The organism is Streptomyces sp. NPDC041122 (assembly GCF_055592445.1).
The window spans coordinates 926737-946938 of the sequence record NZ_JBVIYQ010000001.1 but is presented as its reverse complement, the minus strand read 5'-3'; the positions used below and the strand labels follow the sequence as shown (position 1 = coordinate 946938).

Annotated in this window: 17 protein-coding genes and 1 other RNA gene; 16 read left to right on the top strand and 2 right to left on the bottom strand. The window is 71.1% G+C overall.

Going from position 1 to position 20202, the window contains the following annotated elements; all coding sequences use genetic code 11:
• The first annotated feature begins 290 nt into the window (after positions 1 to 290).
• Both prfB and ACZ6B8_RS04140 read left to right on the top strand, forming a co-directional pair.
• Positions 291 to 1397, top strand: a complete 1107-nt coding sequence (gene prfB, locus ACZ6B8_RS04145) for a peptide chain release factor 2 (protein ID WP_471088852.1) — start codon at positions 291 to 293, stop codon at positions 1395 to 1397.
• Between the two features lie 283 nt (positions 1398 to 1680).
• The gene (locus tag ACZ6B8_RS04140) at positions 1681 to 2349 is read left to right on the top strand and encodes an LPXTG cell wall anchor domain-containing protein (protein ID WP_471088854.1); all 669 of its coding nucleotides are present in this window, start codon (positions 1681 to 1683) and stop codon (positions 2347 to 2349) included.
• A gap of 145 nt (positions 2350 to 2494) precedes the next feature.
• Here ACZ6B8_RS04140 and ACZ6B8_RS04135 read toward each other — a convergent pair whose 3' ends face one another.
• Positions 2495 to 2686, bottom strand: coding sequence for a hypothetical protein (locus tag ACZ6B8_RS04135; RefSeq protein WP_362368444.1), 192 nt, complete (start codon positions 2684 to 2686; stop codon positions 2495 to 2497).
• A 261-nt stretch (positions 2687 to 2947) separates the two neighbouring features.
• Here ACZ6B8_RS04135 and ftsE point away from each other — a divergent pair, with 261 nt between their 5' ends.
• The 7 genes from ftsE to dacB all read left to right on the top strand — a co-directional run bounded on the left by ftsE (position 2948) and on the right by dacB (position 10445).
• Positions 2948 to 3637, top strand: a complete 690-nt coding sequence (gene ftsE, locus ACZ6B8_RS04130; protein ID WP_055569411.1) for a cell division ATP-binding protein FtsE — start codon at positions 2948 to 2950, stop codon at positions 3635 to 3637.
• Between the two features lie 71 nt (positions 3638 to 3708).
• Positions 3709 to 4626: a permease-like cell division protein FtsX gene (ftsX, locus tag ACZ6B8_RS04125; RefSeq protein ID WP_471088856.1), complete on the top strand. Its 918-nt coding sequence runs from the start codon at positions 3709 to 3711 to the stop codon at positions 4624 to 4626.
• A 78-nt stretch (positions 4627 to 4704) separates the two neighbouring features.
• Positions 4705 to 5910 (top strand): S41 family peptidase, encoded by a 1206-nt coding sequence (locus ACZ6B8_RS04120; RefSeq protein ID WP_471606213.1) that lies wholly within the window; start codon positions 4705 to 4707, stop codon positions 5908 to 5910.
• A gap of 18 nt (positions 5911 to 5928) precedes the next feature.
• Positions 5929 to 6450, top strand: coding sequence for an SsrA-binding protein SmpB (gene smpB / locus ACZ6B8_RS04115; RefSeq protein WP_362368450.1), 522 nt, complete (start codon positions 5929 to 5931; stop codon positions 6448 to 6450).
• 196 nt (positions 6451 to 6646) lie between these two features.
• Positions 6647 to 7035: a transfer-messenger RNA gene (gene ssrA, locus ACZ6B8_RS04110) on the top strand.
• Between the two features lie 219 nt (positions 7036 to 7254).
• Positions 7255 to 7527, top strand: coding sequence for a hypothetical protein (locus ACZ6B8_RS04105; protein WP_471088861.1), 273 nt, complete (start codon positions 7255 to 7257; stop codon positions 7525 to 7527).
• Between the two features lie 1325 nt (positions 7528 to 8852).
• A complete protein-coding gene (dacB, locus tag ACZ6B8_RS04100) occupies positions 8853 to 10445 on the top strand; it encodes a D-alanyl-D-alanine carboxypeptidase/D-alanyl-D-alanine endopeptidase (RefSeq protein WP_471606212.1) in 1593 nt (530 codons plus the stop codon).
• Here the strand turns inward: dacB and ACZ6B8_RS04095 are convergent.
• Complete coding sequence (locus tag ACZ6B8_RS04095) at positions 10366 to 11652, bottom strand: MFS transporter (protein WP_471606211.1); 1287 nt, start codon at positions 11650 to 11652, stop codon at positions 10366 to 10368. The genes dacB and ACZ6B8_RS04095 overlap by 80 nt on opposite strands.
• An 83-nt stretch (positions 11653 to 11735) precedes the next feature.
• Here ACZ6B8_RS04095 and ACZ6B8_RS04090 point away from each other — a divergent pair, with 83 nt between their 5' ends.
• From ACZ6B8_RS04090 to ACZ6B8_RS04060, 7 genes are all read left to right on the top strand, one after another.
• Positions 11736 to 12731, top strand: a complete 996-nt coding sequence (locus ACZ6B8_RS04090) for a LysR family transcriptional regulator (protein ID WP_471606210.1) — start codon at positions 11736 to 11738, stop codon at positions 12729 to 12731.
• 156 nt (positions 12732 to 12887) lie between these two features.
• Positions 12888 to 13667, top strand: coding sequence for a hypothetical protein (locus ACZ6B8_RS04085; protein WP_471606209.1), 780 nt, complete (start codon positions 12888 to 12890; stop codon positions 13665 to 13667).
• A 323-nt stretch (positions 13668 to 13990) separates the two neighbouring features.
• Positions 13991 to 16066 carry a glycosyltransferase gene (locus ACZ6B8_RS04080; RefSeq protein ID WP_471089182.1) on the top strand — a complete coding sequence of 692 codons (2076 nt, stop codon included), beginning with the start codon at positions 13991 to 13993 and terminating at the stop codon, positions 16064 to 16066.
• Between the two features lie 2 nt (positions 16067 to 16068).
• Positions 16069 to 17313 carry an acyltransferase family protein gene (locus tag ACZ6B8_RS04075; RefSeq protein ID WP_471606462.1) on the top strand — a complete coding sequence of 415 codons (1245 nt, stop codon included), beginning with the start codon at positions 16069 to 16071 and terminating at the stop codon, positions 17311 to 17313.
• A gap of 373 nt (positions 17314 to 17686) precedes the next feature.
• A complete protein-coding gene (locus ACZ6B8_RS04070; RefSeq protein ID WP_471606208.1) occupies positions 17687 to 18283 on the top strand; it encodes a hypothetical protein in 597 nt (198 codons plus the stop codon).
• Positions 18284 to 18463: 180 nt separating this feature from the next.
• Positions 18464 to 19132 carry a hypothetical protein gene (locus ACZ6B8_RS04065; RefSeq protein WP_471606207.1) on the top strand — a complete coding sequence of 223 codons (669 nt, stop codon included), beginning with the start codon at positions 18464 to 18466 and terminating at the stop codon, positions 19130 to 19132.
• A gap of 50 nt (positions 19133 to 19182) precedes the next feature.
• Positions 19183 to 20172, top strand: a complete 990-nt coding sequence (locus ACZ6B8_RS04060) for a hypothetical protein (protein ID WP_471606206.1) — start codon at positions 19183 to 19185, stop codon at positions 20170 to 20172.
• The last annotated feature ends 30 nt before the right edge of the window (positions 20173 to 20202 follow it).

The window sequence follows — 20202 nt, the reverse complement described above, 5'->3', positions numbered from 1 at the left end:
GTCCGGCAGGTGACCGGTTAGGGGGCGCGGGGAACTGCGCGAGCAACCCGGGACGGCCGGCAGGTGACCGGTTAGGGGGCGCGGGGAACTGCGCGAGCAACCCGGGACGGCCGGCAGGTGACCGGTTAGGGGGCGCGGGGAACTGCGCGAGCGACCCAGGGCGGCCCGCAGGGAACCGGTCAAGGGGCGCGGGGAACTGCGCGAGCTGCCCGAGGCGGCCCGCAGGGTGAGAACCCCCGGCCCCGGAGGGGGCGCCGAGTCACCGTTGCCGGAACCGTTACGCTGGAGTCGTGGCAGTCGTCGATGTATCCGAAGAGCTCAAGTCCCTCTCCTCGACCATGGAGTCGATCGAGGCCGTCCTGGACCTCGACAAGATGAGGGCCGATATCGCCGTGCTCGAGGAGCAGGCGGCCGCCCCGTCCCTCTGGGATGACCCGGAGGCGGCACAGAAGATCACCAGCAAGCTGAGCCACCTCCAGGCGGAGGTGCGGAAGGCCGAGGCCCTGCGCGGGCGTATCGACGACCTGAGCGTGCTGTTCGAGATGGCCGAGGAGGAGGACGACCCGGACACCCGCGCCGAGGCCGAGTCCGAGCTCACGGCCGTCAAGAAGGCGCTGGACGAGATGGAGGTCAGGACCCTCCTCTCCGGGGAGTACGACGCCCGTGAGGCCGTCGTCACCATCCGCGCCGAGGCCGGCGGCGTCGACGCCTCCGACTTCGCCGAGAAGCTCCAGCGCATGTACCTGCGCTGGGCGGAGCGCCACGGCTACAAGACGGAGCTCTACGAGACGTCGTACGCGGAAGAGGCCGGCATCAAGTCGACCACCTTCGCCGTCAACGTCCCGTACGCCTACGGCACGCTCTCCGTCGAGCAGGGCACCCACCGCCTCGTGCGCATCTCGCCCTTCGACAACCAGGGCCGCCGCCAGACCTCCTTCGCCGGCGTCGAGATCCTCCCGGTGGTCGAGCAGACCGACCACATCGAGATCGACGAGACCGAGCTGCGCGTCGACGTGTACCGCTCCTCGGGCCCCGGCGGCCAGGGCGTCAACACCACCGACTCCGCGGTGCGCCTGACCCACCTGCCGACCGGCATCGTCGTCTCCTGTCAGAACGAGCGCTCGCAGATCCAGAACAAGGCGACCGCGATGAACGTCCTCCAGGCCAAGCTCCTCGAGCGCCGCCGCCAGGAGGAGCAGGCGAAGATGAACGCGCTCAAGGGCGACGGCGGCAACTCCTGGGGCAACCAGATGCGTTCGTACGTCCTGCACCCGTACCAGATGGTCAAGGACCTGCGGACGGAGTTCGAGGTCGGCAACCCGGAGTCGGTGTTCAACGGCGAGATCGACGGTTTCCTGGAAGCCGGAATTCGCTGGCGCAAGCAGCAGGAGAAGTAAAAGCCGCCCGAGAACGGCTTTATCGACAAGGCAACTGCCGCCCAAGAGGCGGCAGTTGCCTTTTACGTCACAGTCACATCTCCGTAGGACGGGCAACTACCCCAATATCGGACATCGCGCCCGCAACGACCTTGACGCTGCTGCGAAATGCGGAAAGGCTAGCGCGCGGCATGCGTATTCCTGGGGCGCGTGGGATCTGTGGGGGCTGATCGAACCGCCCCCGGACGAACGCAGCCCCGGACGCTGCCTCTCTGACAATTGAGCTACTGGGGGTAGCAGCCAGATGACCAAGAAGACGCGGATCCGTGTCGCGCGCATAGCGGCGGGTGCGGTGATCGCCGCCGGCGCCTCGCTGACCGCCGCGGGTGCCGCCTCGGCCCTCGACGTCGGTGTCGACCTCGGTGGGGTGGGCGTCGGCGCCCACGCCGACGAGAGCGGCGTGGGTGTGGACGTGGGCGTGCAGCCCGGGGGTGACGAGGACCCGGGTCCGGATCCCACCCCCTCGGACCCGAACCCGACCATTCCGGGCCCGGACCCGACTCCCTCGGACCCGGAGCCCACCGACCCGGAAGAGCCGACGACGGAGCCGACGGAGCCCACCGAGGACCCGACCACCCCGCCCACCTCGGACCCGGGCGACCCGGGCGATGAGAACGGCACCGGCGGCGGCCACGGCGGCGCCGGCGGCAACGACAACGACCCCGACGGCGGCGCCAACCCCGTCGAGCAGGGCAAGGGCAAGGACAGCCTGTCCGACACCGGCTCCAAGCCCGTCGAGCAGGGCGGCAGCAACGCCGACCAGGCATCGGCCAAGGGCAAGGGCGGCGAGCTCGCCGAGACCGGCGCCACCGAGACCACGTTCCTGCTGCTGGGCGCCGCGACGATGATCGCGGGCGGCATCGGCTTCCGCTTCCTGCCGCGCATCGTCGGCAACCGCGGCGCCGCTGCCTGACCCGGGCGGTGACGTACGCCACGTACGTGTGAAAGAAGGGCCCGGAGCTCCCTCGAGCTCCGGGCCCTTCTTCGTGACTCCGTCGGTGCGTGCCGTGACGCTCCGTGGCCGGGCGCCCGCGTCTTCGCGCGGTCCCGCCGAGCCGTTACGCGCTCTGGTGCGCCAGCAGCGCCACGGCCGCGATCAGCACCACGAGCAGCGCTATCAGGGCCGCGGGATTGAGGCCCGCGAAGGGTCCCTCCTGCTGCAGGCGCTCGCGATTGGCCCGGCACACGGGGCAGCGGCCTTCGTTGACGGGCGCTGCGCAGTTCGCGCATACCAACCGATCCAGGGTCATGCGCTTCTCCTCCCGCACAGTCTCAGCCTGCCCAACGCTGAGGGGGACCCAATCGTTCCCCCTACCACTGTGCCAGCTTCCGTGGATTTCGGCGCGGCCCGCCCCCTTCCGACGGTTTCCGACCGTTCCACCCGCCCCGGTGCCACCGCCTTTCCCGGGCACTTCCGAGACAATTCGCGCAACTCAGGACGCCGACTGCGCTCGCACACCGCCTTCGCGTAGGGTCACGCTCACCTACCCCCGGCAACCCGTGGTGCATCCGTGATCCGATTCGACAACGTCTCCAAGGCCTATCCGAAGCAGACCCGCCCCGCGCTCAGGGACGTCTCCCTCGAGATCGAGAAGGGCGAGTTCGTCTTCCTGGTGGGGTCCTCCGGCTCCGGAAAGTCCACCTTCCTGCGGCTCGTCCTGCGCGAGGAGCGCACCAGCCACGGCCAGGTGCACGTCCTCGGCAAGGACCTCGCGCGCCTGTCCAACTGGAAGGTGCCGCACATGCGGCGCCAGCTGGGCACCGTCTTCCAGGACTTCCGCCTCCTGCCCAACAAGACCGTCGGCGAGAACGTGGCCTTCGCGCAGGAGGTCATCGGCAAGTCCCGCGGCGAGATCCGCAAGTCCGTGCCCCAGGTCCTCGATCTCGTGGGCCTCGGCGGCAAGGAGGACCGGATGCCGGGCGAGCTCTCCGGCGGTGAGCAGCAACGCGTCGCGATCGCCCGCGCGTTCGTCAACCGTCCCAAGCTCCTCATCGCCGACGAGCCGACCGGCAACCTCGACCCGCAGACGTCCGTCGGCATCATGAAGCTGCTCGACCGGATCAACCGGACCGGCACCACCGTCGTGATGGCCACCCACGACCAGCAGATCGTGGACCAGATGCGCAAGCGGGTCATCGAGCTGGAGAAGGGCCGTCTCGTCCGCGACCAGTCGCGCGGCGTCTACGGCTACCAGCACTGACGGTCCCGTCCCGCCGACGGGCCCGCCCCCGCTCGTACCGTCTGATCCACCTGATCCACTGAAAGGCCGCCATGCGCGCCCAGTTCGTCCTGTCGGAGATCGGCGTCGGTCTCCGCCGAAATCTCACGATGACCTTCGCGGTCATCGTCTCCGTAGCGCTCTCGCTCGCCCTGTTCGGCGGCTCGCTGCTCATGCGTGACCAGGTGAGCACGATGAAGGGCTACTGGTACGACAAGGTCAACGTCTCGATCTTCCTGTGCAACAAGGCCGACGCCGAGCAGGACCCCAAGTGCGCCAAGGGCGCCGTCACGAACGAGCAGAAGGACCAGATCCTCGGCGATCTGAAGAAGATGCCCGTCGTGGAGAAGGTCGTCCACGAGTCGGCGGACGAGGCCTACAAGCACTACAAGGAGCAGTTCGGCGACTCCCCGCTGTCCAGCTCGCTGACGCCGGACCAGATGCAGGAGTCGTACCGCGTCAAGCTCAAGGACCCGGAGAAGTACCAGGTGGTCGCGACCGCCTTCTCCGGCCGTGACGGCGTGCAGGTCGTGCAGGACCAGAAGGGCTACCTCGACAACCTCTTCGGGCTCCTGAACGGCATGAACTGGGCGGCCGTGGCGGTGATGGCGCTGATGCTCGTCGTCGCGCTGATGCTCATCGTCAACACCGTGCGCGTCTCGGCGTTCAGCCGCAGACGCGAGACCGGCATCATGCGGCTGGTCGGCGCGTCCAGCTTCTACATCCAGATGCCGTTCATCATGGAGGCCGCGGTCGCCGGTCTCATCGGCGGCGGCCTCGCCTGCGGAATGCTGCTGATCGGCCGGTACTTCATGATCGACCACGGTCTCGAGCTCTCCGAGAAGATCAACCTGATCAACTTCATCGGCTGGGACGCGGTCCTCGCGAAGCTGCCGCTGGTGCTCGCGATCGGCCTGCTGATGCCCGCGCTTGCGGCGTTCTTCGCGTTGCGCAAGTACCTGAAGGTGTGACAAGAGCCCTCTGTGTGTCCGGGCGCCGTACGGTTCAACCCGCCGTACGGCGCCCTTCGTTGTCCTAGACTCACCGTCATGTCAGGCCTCGACCGGTTCGCCGTTCGGATCTCCGTGCCCCGCCGCGTCCGCCGCGGGGCGACCCTGACGTTGGTCTTCGCGAGCGTCCTGGTGACCGGCGCGGCCACCGGATCGTGGAGCGACGCGGCGGACGACAGCCGGAACGCGCCATCTCCGTCGGTGCGTTCCGACGCCCTCGCCCCGCCCGCCGCCGGCGCCGGCGGCACCGACACCGCGGACGATGCCGCCGACGCGGCCGCCGAGGCCATGGCCGACGGCAAGTCCGGCAAGAAGGCCGCCGAGGAGGCCGTCAGCCGCAGCGGGGACCGCTGGGGATCGGTGTACTCGCCGGGGGAGTTCCAGGAGTTCGAGAAGGCGCTCGGCGGCGGGTACACCGGCGTCGGGCTCTGGGCCCGGCGCGCGGCCGACGGGCACATCGAGGTCTCCCGGGTGCGGCGCGGTGGCCCCGCGGACCGGGCCGGGCTCCGCGAGGGCGACCGGCTGCGCTCCGTCGACGGCGAGCACGTCACGGGACGCCCCGTCACCGAGGTCCTCGGCCTGCTGCGCGGGGACCGCGCGGGCACCCCGGTCGTCCTCGGCGTGGAGCGCGGCACGCGCGCGTGGCGCGAGACCCTGCGCCGGGCGCACGTCTCCACGGACCCCGTCACCGTCACCCAGCTGCCCAGCGGCGCCGTCCTCATCAGGGTCGCGGCGTTCACCAAGGGATCCGGCGAGGCCGTGCGGAGCGCGGTGCGCCGGGCCCCCGAGGGCGCGGGCATACTCCTCGACCTGCGCGGCAACTCCGGAGGCCTGGTCTCGGAGGCGGTCACCGCCGCGTCCGCCCTGGTCGACGGCGGGCTGGTCGCCACGTACGACGTACGGGGTCAGGAGAAGGCGCTGCACGCCCGGCGCGGCGGCGACACCGCGCGCCCCCTGGTCACCCTGGTCGACGGCGGCACGATGAGCGCGGCCGAGCTCCTCACGGGAGCCCTGCAGGACCGCGGCCGCGCGGTCGTGGTGGGCTCCAGGACCTTCGGCAAGGGCGCGGTGCAGATGCCGAGCCGGCTGCCCGACGGCTCCGTCGCCGAGCTGACCGTGGGCCACTACCGCACCCCCTCGGGGCGTGCCGTCGACGGCCGGGGCATCACACCGGACCTGGAGGCCGAGGACGGGGCCGAGAAGCGGGCCGAGACAGTATTGACTGGCCTCGGACCCCCCTCGTAGTGCGAAAATGGCCGCACTATGGCGAAGGAAAAGGTAAAGCGCAAGGCCGCGAAGGCCGCCGAGAAGGCACCCGCCCGGAAGATCGTCGCGCAGAACAAGAAGGCGCGGCACGACTACCACATCCTGGACACCTATGAGTGCGGCCTGGTGCTGATGGGCACCGAGGTCAAGTCGCTGCGGCTGGGCCGGGCCTCCCTGGTGGACGGTTTCGTGCACATCGACCGCGGTGAGGCGTGGCTGCACAACATCCACGTCCCGGAGTACGTGCAGGGCACCTGGACCAACCACTCGGCCACGCGGAAGCGGAAGCTTCTGCTGCACCGCGCGGAGATCGACAAGCTGGAGTCGAAGTCGCAGGAGTCGGGGCACACCATCGTGCCGCTCTCGCTGTACTTCAAGGACAGCCGCGTCAAGGTCGAGATCGCTCTGGCCAAGGGCAAGAAGGAGTACGACAAGCGGCAGACGCTGCGGGAGAAGCAGGACACGAGGGAGACGAACCGCGCGGTCTCCGAGGTGCGGCGCCGGCAGGGCATCGCCTGAGGGCGCCCCCTCAGGGTGCCTCCGGTGCCTCCGGTCACGCTGGTGGCGCCCGCCGCCGGTGACGCCGGTGCCGGCTCCACGGAATAGGCTGGCACCGTCGTGCGTTGGTCACGTACGATGGGTCTTGCTCCGCTGATGACGGGGCACCCGGGCCCCAGGGCCCAGGATCGAGAGATCCACCTTGAAAAATCAACATGGGGATGATCGGTTTCGACAGCGGATGTCGAAGCAGGGGAAGCGAGCCGAGGAAGCGGCAATGATCTCGTAAACCATATGTCGCAACAAATAATCGCCAATTCCAAGAGCGATTCCCAGTCCTTCGCCCTCGCTGCCTAATAAGCAGTGACTGAAGGACCCTAAATGGGTGTCAGCCCGGGGATGTTCCCGACCCGGATCCTGGCATAATCTAGGGAACTAAACCGTCGAACCCGGTCACGGGGTTCGACGGGAAATCAAACAGTGACTGGGCCCGTCGGAGACTTGTTCGCGAGATCTCCGGGGCCGAGAAAATCGCAGCGAACTGCGCTCGGAGAAGCCCTGGTTCCGCACCGTTGGACGCGGGTTCGATTCCCGCCATCTCCACAAACCCCATGTGAGGACAGAGCCCCCCGGCCATCGGCCGGGGGGCTTTTTCCATGCCCTGCGCACGAATGCGGGCACCTCGAAAAATGGGGCACATCTTCTGGGTAAAAGTGGGGCACATCCTCTGGGCCGGTGAATCGTTACCGCATCAGAGTGCAGGAATGTCCCACAGTCGGGCGGCCCAGGGGCCGGGCTGAGTACGCAAGTGCAGGAGGCAGTCGCTTGGATGCCACCGTCACTCTCTTCGGTTCACTGGTGGCCAGTCTCGGAGTGCTGGGCGCGGCGATCGTCGCGTATCTCGGCAAGCGCGGCGAGAACGCGCTCACCGGATACTCCAGCCTCACGGAGAAGCTCCAGACGGAGCGGGACCGGCTGGAACGGCTGGTCGCCGAACGTGACGTGAAGCTGGCGGAGTTGAATGCTCTGCACGCGCACGACCAGAGCGAGATCGCGCGGCTGCTCATCGACAACCAACGGCTCGGAGGCACGCCGTGACCCAGCTCGAGCGACTTCTGGCCCGCCGCTGGCGCCGTGTCTTCCTGGTCTGCGTCCTGCTCGCGCTCTCCGGTGTCGCGGCGCTGCTGTGGGCGCGCATCGACGCGGGGGACCGGCGTGCGGACCGGTTCGCCGTGGAGGCGGATCGGCGGGGCGACGCGGTGTCGACGCTGGCGCGCGACGTACGGACCCTGCGGGCGCAGGTGCGGGCCCATGGGGACACTCCGGCCGCGCCGGATCCCTCCGAGGCGATCGACGACTTGCTGGAGCGGGTTCGGGTGCCGGCGGGGTCGCCGGGGGCGGCGGGGGCGGCGGGGGCGGTGGGGCCGAAGGGGTCCGAAGGATCGGACGGGTCGGATGGGTTGGATGGGTCGGACGGAAAGCCGGGGGAGAAGGGTGGGGAGGGGGAGCGTGGGGCGCGGGGGAGTGAGGGTGAACCGGGGCCGGTAGGTGCCTCTGGGGAGGCCGGGGCTCCGGGAGTGCCGGGTGCGCCGGGGGTTCAAGGGGAACAGGGGGTGCCGGGGCCTGAGGGGCCGCCGGGGGCGGCGGGGCCGGTCGGGCCTGTCGGGCCGGCGGGGCCGCGGGGTGAGGCGGGGGCGCCGGGGCCGACGTGTCCTGGGGGGTACAGCCTGCAGCAGTCGCCGGGGGACCCGGATGCGATGGTGTGCCGACGGTCGGGGGGAGGGCCGTCGGGGCCGGCGTCGGCGCTGACGCTCCTGGCGGCGCTGCCGCCACGGGGGCGGCGGTTGCCGGGGAGCGTGTAGATAGCGTCTGCGCCTGCTGCCCGTTCAGGGCCGGGGTCTGTGCCTGTTGCCCCTTTACGGGTGCGGGACGGTCAGGGCGGGCGTCTGCGCCTTGGGCTCGGTTCTTGGGGTGCGGGGCCGTGGGGGTATGTGCGTACTCGCCATCCCTGCGGCGCTGCCTCGCGGACGATGTTGCTATTGCGTGCTCGGTGCTCCGTGCGCACATACCCCCACGTCTCCTCCCGTCTCGTACGCGCGCGCCGGCCGGTGGGGGCTACCCCTGCGCCGCAGCATCCCCGTCGGTGGAGCCGGGGGCGGGCATGGTGACCGCCCCTGCTCCCGCGAGGCGTCGCGGGGCAAACGGGGGGATACATCCGCCGCGGAGCGGCGGGACTGTTTGGGCGGGCGGGAGAGGGAGGGAGCACCCCCCACCCCCGACAACCCTCACCCCCGGCGTGGGGGAGTAACCCCCACCCGGCCATCCCGGCGCGTAGCGGCGGGCCCAGGAGTGTGTCGGGCGACCGCGCCAGAAACCGCGTGGGGGCTGTCCCCACGACCCCGCTTCGGACATGCTCCAGGGTCATGAAGAGACCCGTGAGACGCCGCGTCAACGCCCGTCACTGGATCTGGCCCGCCGTGCTCGCCCTCACCGCGGCCGGCCTCTCCGCCGCCGTCCCCGCCGGCGCCGACTCCGACCGGTCCGGTCTTCCCGAGGCCATCGACACCATTCTCGGCGACCCCCTCATGGAGGGCGGCGTCGCCAGTGTCGTGGTCGCCGACTCCGGCTCCGGCGACGTCCTGTACCAGCACCGTTCCAGCGGGCGCCTGATGCCCGCCTCCAACACCAAGCTGCTCACCTCGGCCGCGGCCATGGAACTGCTCGGGCCCGACCACCGGTTCACCACCGACGTCCTCTCCGACGGGGCGCGGCACGGCCGGGAGCTCAAGGGTGATCTGTATCTGCGCGGCACCGGAGACCCGACGGCCCTCGCCAAGGACTACGACCAACTCGCCGCGAAGGTCGCCGACTCGGGGATCCGGCGGGTCTCGGGGCGACTCGTCGCCGACGACACCCGGTTCGACGACCGGCGCATCGGCGACACCTGGGGCGGCGACGACGAATCCTCGTACTACGCCGCGCAGATCAGCGCGCTGAGCGTCGCGCCCGACACCGACTACGACACGGGCACCGTCATCGTCGAGGTGCGGCCCGGCGCGCGTGCCGGGGACAAGCCGCGCGTGAGCGTCACGCCCGAGACCGACTACGTGGACATCGACCTGCGGGCCCGCACCGTCGCGCGGGGCGGCGACGACACCATCGCCGTGGAGCGGCGGCACGGCGAGAACACGATCACCGTCAGCGGCACCGTCCCCGTCGGTGGGGAGACCACCAAGGAGTGGGCGACCGTCTGGGAGCCCACCGGGTACGCCGCCGCCGTCTTCCGGGACGCCCTCGCCGCGCACGGCGTGCGGGTCGGCGGGCCCACCCGGGCCGGGCTCCGCACGCCGAAGGGCGCCAAGAGGCTCGCCTCGCACGACTCCATGCCCCTCAAGGAGCTCCTGGTCCCCTTCATGAAGCTCTCCAACAACATGCACGCGGAGAGCCTCACCAAGGCCATGGGGCATGAAGCGACGGGCCGGCCCGGGAGTTGGGGGGGCGGGCTCGCCGCCATCGGGGGGTATCTGAAGACCGCCGGCGTGGATCCGGGGAAGATCCGTCAGGTCGACGGGTCCGGGCTCTCGCGCAAGGACAACGTCGCGGCCGGGCAGTACATCACGCTGCTGCGGTCGGTGAAGGACGAGCCCTGGTTCGACGACTGGTACGCCTCCCTGCCGGTGGCCTGCGCCCCGGACAAGTTCGTCGGCGGCACCCTGCGCACGCGGATGTGCGGGACGCCGGCGGCCCTCAACGTCCATGCGAAGACCGGCACGTTGACCGGGGCCTCCGCCCTGTCCGGATACGTCAAGGACAAGGACGGGCGCGAGCTGGTCTTCAGCATCATCCTGAACAACTACCTGCCGTCGTCCGTGAAGGCGCTGGAGGACGCCATCGTCGTCACCCTCGCCTCGTCGACGAGGGACAAGGCCGTCGCGGTCACGCCGCGGTCGACGCGCGCGGCCGAGCGGGACGGCGGCGACCTGGAGTGTTCGTGGCGCAAGCCGGTGCGCTGCTGAGCAGCAGGGCGCAGCAGGCGGCGGCGACGGGCACCCCGTAACCCGCGGTGGTGCCGAGGCGCTCCACCGCCCAGCCGCCGCCCGCGGCCCCGCACGCGATGCCCCCGAGGATGCCGGTCACGGCGAGGGTTAAGCCCTCGTTCAACCGCCCCTCGGGGGTGCGCCGTTGGACCAGGGTCATGCCGGTGACCATGGTGGGCGCGGTCGCCATTCCGGCGACCAGCAGCGCCCCGGAGAGGACGAGCAGGGAGCCGGAGGCCGCCACGGCCAGCAGCGGCAGGGTCAGCAGGGCCGCCATCGCGGCGGTGCACAGGAGGTGGCGGCGGGCCAGCGGGCCGCGCGGTTTCACCGCGCCGTAGAGGAGTCCCGCGGCGCAGGATCCCGCGGCCTGGAGGGCGAGGATCAGCCCGGCGACCGCCTGGTGTCCCTGGCCGTCGGCGTGGGCGATCGTGACGACCTCCAGCGATCCGAAGACGGCTCCGGTGGCGAGGAACGCGGCCAGCAGAGGCGCCATCCCCGGTGCGCGCAGCGGCGATCGGGGCGCGGGTGGAGCGGGGGAGGCGGGTGCCGTGGGGGTGTGGGGCGGGGGTTCCGTCGCGCGTTGCGCGGTGAAGAGCAGCACGCCGCAGACCAGCAGCACCACGCCGGTCAGCGTGCCCGCCTGGGGGAAGAGCGCGCCGCACAGGAAGGCGGCGAGGACCGGGCCGAGCATGAAACAGAGCTCGTCGGCGGCCTGTTCGAAGGAGTTGGCGGTGTGCACGGCCCGCGCGTCGTCCCCCAGGAGGTGGGCCCAGCGGGCCCGGGACATGCCTCCCGTGTTGGGTGTCGTGGCCGTCGCCGCGTACGAGGCGAAGAGTGTCCAGTCGGGCGCCCCGTACCGTACGCAGAGCAGCAGCGAGAGCGAGCCGAGCGCGGCGACGAGGGTGGCGGGGACGGCGACACGGGCCTGGCCGTGCCGGTCGACGAGCCGGGCCGTCCAGGGAGCGACGGCCGCGGTGGCGGCGAGGCCGGTGGCGGTGACGGCGCCGGCCAGCGCGTACGAGCCGCGGGCCCCGGAGATCATGATGACGGCGCTCACGCTGAACATGCCCATGGGCAGGCGGGCGACGAGATTGGCCCCGGTGAAGGCGGTGGCGCCGGGTATCGCGAAGAGCCGGGCGTAGGGGTTGCGGGGGCGGCGCGGGCCGCCGGACGTGTCGCTGGGCATGACCTCAGCCTCACCGGGGGCGGGCGGCGGGGTCCAACACCTTCCGGACGCCGATTCACGCGCTCGCGTTGTAAGTTCCTGCGATGGCCGTAGAGAACGCCGTCCCCGGGGGAGCACCGCGCGATGTCGAGCCCCGGCTGCTCCGCGCCTTCGTCGCCGTCGCCGAGGAGCTGCACTTCACCCGGGCGGCGGCCCGTCTGTACGTGGCCCAGCAGGCCCTGAGCCGTGATGTGCGGCGTCTGGAGCGGGAGTTGGGCGCCGAACTCTTCGCGCGGACGACGCGGCAGGTCACGCTGACCGCCGACGGCGAGCGGCTCCTGCCGTACGCGCGGCGGGTGCTCCTCGCCCAGGACGAGCTGTTCGCCGCCGTCACCGGCGCGCGGCGCCCACTGCTCGTCGACCTGAACAGCCCCGGCCTGGTCTCCGCGCGCATTCTGCGGCGCGCCCGCGAACTCGCCCCGGAGTGCGAGCTGATGGCCCGGTACGGGAGCGGGCTCACCGGCGCGGCGGCCGAGCTGGCCGCCGGGCGGCTCGACGTCGCCTTCGGGCGGTTCGCCGGCCTCGACCCCGCGCTGCGGACCGGGCTCGCCCAGCAGCCCGTGCGGTACGAGCCGATGGCCGTGCTGCTGCCGGGCGGCCACCCGCTGACCGAGCTCGACGCGGTGCCGCTGGACGCGCTCGCCGGCGAGACGGTGTACGCGGGGGCGGGCAACCCGGGCACCCGGGAGTGGACGGACCTGGCGCGTCTGCTCTTCGCGGGCCGGGGCATCGAGATCGCGCCACCGGCACCGCTCGCCGTCGGCCCCGAGGAGTTCGAACGTGTCATGGCCAAGAATCGAAATCCGGTCCTCGCCGTGGTGGACTTTCCGGCCATGCCCGGAGCCGAACTGCGCCCGCTGATCGACCCCGTACCGCTCTCGCCGGTATCGCTGGTGTGGCGGAAAGGTCTCGTTCATCCCGGTCTGACCGCTCTGCGGACGGCCGCCGCGGAGCTCGCCGCCGACGGGAAGTGGCTCCGGCGGCCGTCGAACACCTGGCTCCCCGCCGTAGATGCACTCATCATGGTGGGTCAGAACTGACTGAGAACCACGCCCGCCACTCCGGTGCGCTACATTCATGCCCCGAGCGCGGTGTGATAGTGGGGGGCGCTGGATCGGGTGGGGGCCCGGTCCGGACGGCGGGCATTCATGGTCGTACGCGCACCCGAGTCGGTTATGTGGGGGTTGTGCGTACGCATGGAAACTTGGCGAGAAGATGCCCTACCGGGACATACTCACGATCCGAACGAGGTCACCGTTCAGATCGACGGCCTGGGACGGCAGCTGGCGGAACTGCCCGCCGAACCCGGCAGGGGGAGCGCGGCCGACGGGCCGGTCTTCGTCGACGAGACGGGCCGGCGCGGCAGGCGGTACCGGCGAATAGGCATGATCGTCGGCGTCGTCTGCGCGGTCTACGCCGCGGTCATCGTCGCCACGCTGTTCTCGGGCAACTCCAGCGCGCCCTGGGTGCCGATGCCCGACCCCAAGGACGACAAGCCGGCGAGCAAGGTGGACACGCCGCACCGTCCGACGGACGCCGTCGGCCCGTCCGCCCCGTCCTCCTCGTCCGGCGCGTCCGGTGCCTCGCCGTCGTCCGACGCGACGGGCGGCCCCGACGCGACGCGCGCACCCGGTGAGGACGGCGAGCCCGGCACCTCCCGGCGCGACGACCAGGACGCCCGGTCCGGCACCCGCCCCGACGCGGGACCCTCCAGCGGCGGCGGGACCGCCGACCCGGGCACCGGCGCGGACCACGGCCGGCCCGACCCCGCCCCGACCGGCGGCACGGCGGGCCCCGGCACCGGCCCGGGCCCCGGCACCGCCGATCCGGCCGACCCGCCCACCGGCCCGACCTCGCCACCCGCGGACCCCGGCGCCGACGGTGGCGGCAGCGCCGGCGAGGTCCCCGTCGTCTACACCCCCTCACCCCGGTCCGGCACGGACACCAAGCCGTCCTCGGAGGACGCACAGCGATGAACTCCCGCACCACCGGGGGCCGTTCCGACGGCCCCTGGGACAGTCACGCCCAGAACGGCCGGAACGCCCAGAACTTCTCGGGCCACGGGCAGCACCACCCCGCCCCGGGCGGCTTCCCCCCGAACGGTCACACCCCCGGGCACCTCATACCGAGCCCCCGGACGCCGGGCCCTCGCACCCCGAACCCCCGGCCACCGGGCCCCCGCACGCCGGGCGGGCGCGGCTCGCGGCGGCGCCCCAAGCTGCCCCGCGCCGGGCTGCTGCGCCGCCGCCTGCCCCTGCGCCAGCTGCTGCCCTCGCTCCTGCTCGTCGCGCTGCTCGCGATGCTGATGCTGCGCGGTTACGTGCACAGCGAGATCGCCGCCGACCACCGCGTTCGACCCCCGGCGCCCACCGACCACGTGCCCCGCAAGATCCTGGAGGGCGGTCCGGTCATCGACACCCGGGGCGGCCGCGAGACGACGCTGAGCGTGCCCGACCACCGGCTCGTGCTCACCTTCGACGACGGCCCCGACCCCGAGTGGACCCCCAAGGTCCTCGACGTCCTGAAGCAGCACCACGCGCACGCCGTCTTCTTCGTCACCGGCACCATGGCCTCGCGCTACCCCGAGCTCGTCCGGCGCATGGTGGACGAGGGGCACGAGGTCGGCCTGCACACCTTCAACCACCCCGACCTCTCCTACCAGACCCACGGCCGCATCGACCGGGAGCTCTCGCAGAACCAGCTCGCCCTGGCCGGCGCGGCGGGGATCAGGACCTCGCTGTTCCGCCCGCCGTACTCGTCCTTCGCCGACGCCATGGACGACAAGTCCTACCCGGTCACCCGCTACATCGGCAGCCGCGGCTACCTCACCGTCGTCAACAACACCGACAGCGAGGACTGGAAGCGCCCCGGCGTCGACGAGATCATCCGCAGGGCCACGCCCCAGGGCGGCGAGGGCGCCATCGTCCTCATGCACGACTCCGGCGGCGACCGCTCCCAGACCGTCGCCGCGCTCGACCGCTTCCTGCCCGAACTGCAGAAGCGGGGCTACACGTTCGGCAACCTCACCGAATCCCTGGACGCGCCCAGCGCGCACACCTCGGTAGGCGGAGTCGAGCTGTGGAAGGGCAAGGCCTGGGTCTTCCTGGTCGGCGCCTCCGAGCACCTCACCGACGGCCTCGTCGTGGCGCTCGCCGTCATCGGCGTCCTCGTCTTCACCCGCTTCGGGCTGATGCTGCTGCTCTCCGCGGTGCACGCGCGCCGGGTGCGGCGGCGCGGCTTCCGCTGGGGACCGGCGGTCACCGAGCCGGTGTCGGTCCTGGTCCCGGCGTACAACGAGGCCAAGTGCATCGAGGCGACGGTCCGCTCCCTGATGGCGAGCGACCACCCCATCGAGGTCATCGTCGTCGACGACGGCTCATCGGACGGCACGGCACGGCTCGTGGAGGGGCTGCGGCTGCCGGACGTACGCGTCGTACGCCAGCAGAACGCGGGCAAGCCCGCCGCCCTCAACCGCGGCATAGCCAACGCCCGCTTCGACCTCATCGTGATGATGGACGGCGACACGGTCTTCGAGGAGTCCACCGTCCGTGAGCTCGTGCAGCCCTTCGGTGACCCGCGCGTCGGCGCCGTCGCGGGCAACGCCAAGGTCGGCAACCGGGACTCGCTCATCGGTGCCTGGCAGCACATCGAGTACGTGATGGGCTTCAACCTGGACCGCCGGATGTACGACATGCTGCGCTGCATGCCGACCATCCCCGGCGCGGTCGGCGCCTTCCGGCGGTCCGCCCTGGAGCGGGTCGGCGGGATGAGCGACGACACGCTCGCCGAGGACACCGACATCACCATGGCGCTGCACCGCGACGGCTGGCGCGTGGTGTACGCGGAGAACGCGCGCGCCTGGACCGAGGCACCGGAGTCGGTCCAGCAGCTCTGGTCGCAGCGCTACCGCTGGTCGTACGGCACGATGCAGGCGATCTGGAAGCACCGCCGCGCGGTCGTCGAGTCGGGCCCGTCCGGCCGCTTCGGCCGGGTCGGTCTGCCGCTGGTCTCGCTCTTCATGGTCCTGGCGCCGCTCCTGGCGCCGCTGATCGACGTGTTCCTGCTGTACGGCCTGGTCTTCGGCCCCACCCAGAAGACGGTCGTCGCCTGGCTCGGCGTCCTCGCGATCCAGGCGGTCTGCGCGGCGTACGCCTTCCGCCTGGACCGCGAACGCATGACCCATCTGATCTCGCTGCCCCTCCAGCAGGTCCTCTACCGGCAGTTGATGTACGTCGTCCTGCTGCAGTCCTGGATAACCGCTCTCACCGGAGGCCGGCTGCGCTGGCAGAAACTCCGGCGCACGGGAGCGTTGGAGGCGCCCGGTTCCATCCCGCGACAGCGGACGGGCCAGCACGAGCGGAGGCCTGTCGCGTGAGCATGAGTCACGGTTACGTACCCGAGTATGTTCCGGCGCGGGAGACGTACGTCCCCCCGCCGGCGGCGGCTGTCGCCCCGCCGGTGGCGGCGGCCAAGAAGCCCGGCCGCGACCGCTACCTGGACCTGCTGCGCTCGCTCGCGCTGGTCCGCGTCGTCGTCTACCACCTCTTCGGCTGGGCCTGGCTGACGATCGTCTTCCCTTCCATGGGCGTGATGTTCGCGCTGGCGGGTTCGCTGATGGCGCGCTCGCTGAAGCGTCCCGCCTGGGGCGTGATCCGGGGCCGCATCCGCCGGCTCCTGCCCCCGATGTGGGTGTTCGGCGCGGTCGTGCTCGTCCTGCTCTTCGCGGGCGGCTGGAACATCGGCGAGGACCCGGACCACGGCGGCACGTGGGGCCTGGTGAGCATGGCCAACTACGTCTTCCCGGTCGGCGCGCCGCCGTTCCCGTGGAACCTGGGGGACAAGGCCGGGCTCCTGGAGGACACCTGGCCGGCGCAGGCCGTGGGCCCGCTCTGGTACATCCGCGCCTACCTGTGGTTCGTCATCGCGTCGCCGCTGCTGCTGTGGGCGTTCCGCAGGCTTCCGTGGGCCACGCTGTTCGCTCCGCTGGCGCTGACGGCGGTGGTCGGCACGGGATTGGTCACCATTCCCGGCGAGACGGGCAACGCGGTCTCCGACTTCGCGGTGTACGGCAGCTGCTGGGTCCTGGGGTTCGCGCACCAGGACGGCCTGCTGGCGAAGGTGCCGCGCTACCTCGCGGTGTCGGGGTCGGCCCTCGTCATGGCCTTCGGCCTGTGGTGGGCGTCGGGGCACCTCGGGCCCGACGGCTGGGACCTCAACGACATCCCGCTGGCGCAGGCGGCCTGGTCGTTCGGCTTCGTGGTGATCCTGCTCCAGTACGCGCCGTCGTGGCAGGAGCTGCCGGGCCGGCTGGCGAAGTGGGACAAGCTGGTCACGCTCTCCAACAACCGCGCGGTCACGATCTACCTCTGGCACAACTTCCTCATCATGGCGACGGTGCCGATCATCGACCTGGCGTACGACCTGCCCGTCATGGAGAACGAGAGCTGGAGCTCGGCGCTCGACACGACGTACATGCTGTGGATGACCGTCCTCGTCTGGCCGTTGATAGGGCTGATGGTGGTGGCGGTGGGCTGGGTCGAGGACCTGGCGGCGAAGCGGCGGCCGCGGTTGTGGCCGAACGGGGCGCGGCGGAGGTCCGGAGGACGGCGGGCGGCGGCGTAACGAGGCGGCCGGAGTGGAGGAGTCGGCCGCCGGCTCCATGCGTTGTGTGACTGTTATGTAGCGGCAGCTGACCGCAATGCTCTGAAATGCCGTGCAAAAGGCGGGCGTCGGGAGCGGCGACCGCGTACCGCGCGGCGCCCGCACAGGCATTGCGCTTCGCTCCAGCGAACGTGCCGGTCGCCGAAGTCCGCTGTGCGCGGCGAGGTTGGGGGCGGCCTCGCGCGATGCGTTGCAATCGCCAACGCGCGTCCGGTGGTGGGCCGTAACGATCTCGACGCGCCCAGTGACCAACTCCTAAGCTGACGGCTCTCCCTGCCGCCCATGGGTCTTCTGTGCGCCGAGCGGCAGGCCCACCCTCTGCCAGGAGATCTCTTTGCTGAACCGGAAGTCCGTGCTGCGCGCGGCCGCGCCCGTCGCCGTACTCGCCCTCGCCCTGACCGCCTGCGGCGGCGGTGACGACAAGAAGTCGGACGACAAGAAGACGGACGCGTCCACGTCCCAGAACAAGCCCGCGGAGCCGACCTCCCTGAAGGCCGGCGAGAAGACCACGGGCAAGGTGAAGGAGGGCGACGTCGCCGTCACGTACGACGTCGCCGCGGAGAAGGTCGACCTGGGCACGGAGGCCGAGACCAAGAAGCTCGTCTCGGACCCGAAGCGGGCGAAGGGCCTGGTCGCGGCGACCGCCCACATGAAGATCACGCACAAGGCCGGCGCCCCGGTCAAGGACGTCCCGGACGTGGCCGACACCACGGAGATCTACGCGGACGGCACCCGCGGCGGCCTGCTCATCGGCGCCGCCGAGGACGCGCCCGGCTGCGAGGACGACCTGGAGCTGGAGGGCTGGAAGACGGGCGAGACCCACACCCTCTGCCAGACGTACCTGGTCCCGACGGGCTCGAAGAACGTCGAGGTCCACTGGGCGGCCAAGGAGGACGGCGAGCCGACGGTCTGGAAGTTCGCGGCGAAGTAGCGGACGGGCGGGGCGTGCTGGGGCCGGGCGGTACCTTTCGAGGTGCGGTCCGGCTTCTTCGTGTTCGCGTATTCGGCCCGATGCGACGCCGTGGACGGCGACCCCGGCGGTGGCAGCGCGTTCCCGTCATGGATAGCTTGGTTCACTCCAGAGAACTCTTCCCCCCACCAGGAGCTGATCGTGAACCGCCGCCCCACCCTGCTCGCCGCGGCCGCCGTGACTGCCGCGGCGATCGTCTCGCTCTCGGCCTGCGGGGGGAGTGACGGCGACGCCGGGTCCAAGGACGGCGACAAGATCGCCGGAGCGGACTCGGGTACGGAGAAGGGCGGGTCGCCGTCGCCGAAGGCGTCGGACGACGGGGTGAAGCGGCCGGAGATCAAGCTGCCCAAGGACGTGCGCAACGTCTTCGAGGGCGGCAGGACCGGTGACCCGAAGAAGGACGCGGTGCTCGCGGACAACGAGCGGTGGGTGAACTCCCTCATCGAGGCCGTGACCGTCGAGGCCAAGGACCACCCGGCGCTGAAGTTCTACGCGGCGGGCGACGGACTGCTGTCGTCGGCCGAGTACGTGCAGGGGTTCCAGGAGAAGAAGAAGAGCTTCGTCGGGACCATCCGCTACTACGACCGGCAGGTCACCTTCCTCAAGAGCGGGGTGGCGGCGGTGACGTACTGCAAGGACGGCACGAAGACGTACCCGAAGGACTTGAAGACCGGCACGGTGGACCGGTCCATCCAGGGGTCGGCGAGTGACTACGCGTTCGTCAACACCCGCGTGAAGAAGAACGACAAGGGTGTCTGGCAGACGGACTCCGTCACGTCGACCACCGCGTCGAAGAAGTGCACGCCGTGAGGGCGTGCGGGCCCTCGATCCGATGGGCCGCCCCTGCCCTGGCAGCGGCGGTGGCGCTGGTCCCCGGCGTGGCCCACGCCGGCGGCGGTGACACCGGCGGTGGCGGTGACGTCGGAACCGGACAGCAGTCCCAAGGAACCCGCCAGGGAAAGAACCTCGGCATCGAGACGAGGATCCAGACCACCGTCGACGGCAACCCGAAGTCCGCCAGGACCGGCACGCTCACGCCGGCCAACAGCAACTGGAAGCGCCCGGCCTGCTGGTACGAGCCCGCGTACACGCCGAAGCAGATCGAGTCCCTGGTCAAGGCGATCCGGACCATGCGCGTCTTCGGGATCGGCGACGCCGTGGGCGGCGTGTTCGACGCGTACTTCAAGGAAGGCCACCCGTACAAGAACTACAACCTCGACAAGCAGGGCGAGGGGAAGTTCTGGGCGGCGGCCGTCGACGAGGACCGCAAGGACGAACCCGAGGCCAAGGCCTGCGACAAGGCGCCCTTCTGGGTGAAGGACGGTGTGCCTCCGAAGGAGCCGCTCGCCGTCTCGTCCAAGATCCTCGCCGAGTACGCGTACGGACGGCTCCCCGTGCCCGACACCGAGATCAAGATGGCGCCGGAGGGGGAGACGAAGGTCAATCTGCCGACGTGGGTCTGGCTGGACAAGGCCAGGTTCAGGAAGACCTCGGTGACCGCGACCCTGCCCGGTACGGGCCTGTCGGCGACGACGACCGCCGAGCCGGTCTCCCTGAAGATCGAACCGGGCACGGGGGACGCCGAGACGTACCCCGCGTCCGGCGAGTGCCCGATCGTGGACGGCCGGATCGGCACGCCGCGCGCCAAGGGCACCCCCGCGGACACGGACCCGCCGTGCGGCGTGCGGTACCTGCGCTCCTCCCACGACGGTGCGTACGAGCTCCAGGCCACGATCACCTGGAAGGTGAGCTGGACGAGCACGTCGGGGGAGGGCGGCGACCTGCCGCCGGGTGAGTTCGGTGGCACGCAGGACGTGGTCGTGCGGGAGGTCCAGTCCGTCAACCGGTGACCCCTGGTGGGTGGTTACCGGTTGCGGGGT

What these genes read in the sequence shown, in the direction of transcription:
- ACZ6B8_RS04140 (WP_471088854.1), top strand. Translation starts at nt 1,681, where the DNA reads ATGACCAAGAAGACGCGGATCCGTGTCGCGCGCATAGCGGCGGGTGCG.
- ACZ6B8_RS04135 (WP_362368444.1), bottom strand. Translation starts at nt 2,686, where the DNA reads ATGACCCTGGATCGGTTGGTATGCGCGAACTGCGCAGCGCCCGTCAAC.
- ftsX (WP_471088856.1), top strand. Translation starts at nt 3,709, where the DNA reads ATGCGCGCCCAGTTCGTCCTGTCGGAGATCGGCGTCGGTCTCCGCCGA.
- ACZ6B8_RS04120 (WP_471606213.1), top strand. Translation starts at nt 4,705, where the DNA reads ATGTCAGGCCTCGACCGGTTCGCCGTTCGGATCTCCGTGCCCCGCCGC.
- smpB (WP_362368450.1), top strand. Translation starts at nt 5,929, where the DNA reads ATGGCGAAGGAAAAGGTAAAGCGCAAGGCCGCGAAGGCCGCCGAGAAG.
- dacB (WP_471606212.1), top strand. Translation starts at nt 8,853, where the DNA reads ATGAAGAGACCCGTGAGACGCCGCGTCAACGCCCGTCACTGGATCTGG.
- ACZ6B8_RS04095 (WP_471606211.1), bottom strand. Translation starts at nt 11,652, where the DNA reads ATGCCCAGCGACACGTCCGGCGGCCCGCGCCGCCCCCGCAACCCCTAC.
- ACZ6B8_RS04090 (WP_471606210.1), top strand. Translation starts at nt 11,736, where the DNA reads ATGGCCGTAGAGAACGCCGTCCCCGGGGGAGCACCGCGCGATGTCGAG.
- ACZ6B8_RS04085 (WP_471606209.1), top strand. Translation starts at nt 12,888, where the DNA reads ATGGAAACTTGGCGAGAAGATGCCCTACCGGGACATACTCACGATCCG.
- ACZ6B8_RS04080 (WP_471089182.1), top strand. Translation starts at nt 13,991, where the DNA reads ATGCTGATGCTGCGCGGTTACGTGCACAGCGAGATCGCCGCCGACCAC.
- ACZ6B8_RS04075 (WP_471606462.1), top strand. Translation starts at nt 16,069, where the DNA reads ATGAGTCACGGTTACGTACCCGAGTATGTTCCGGCGCGGGAGACGTAC.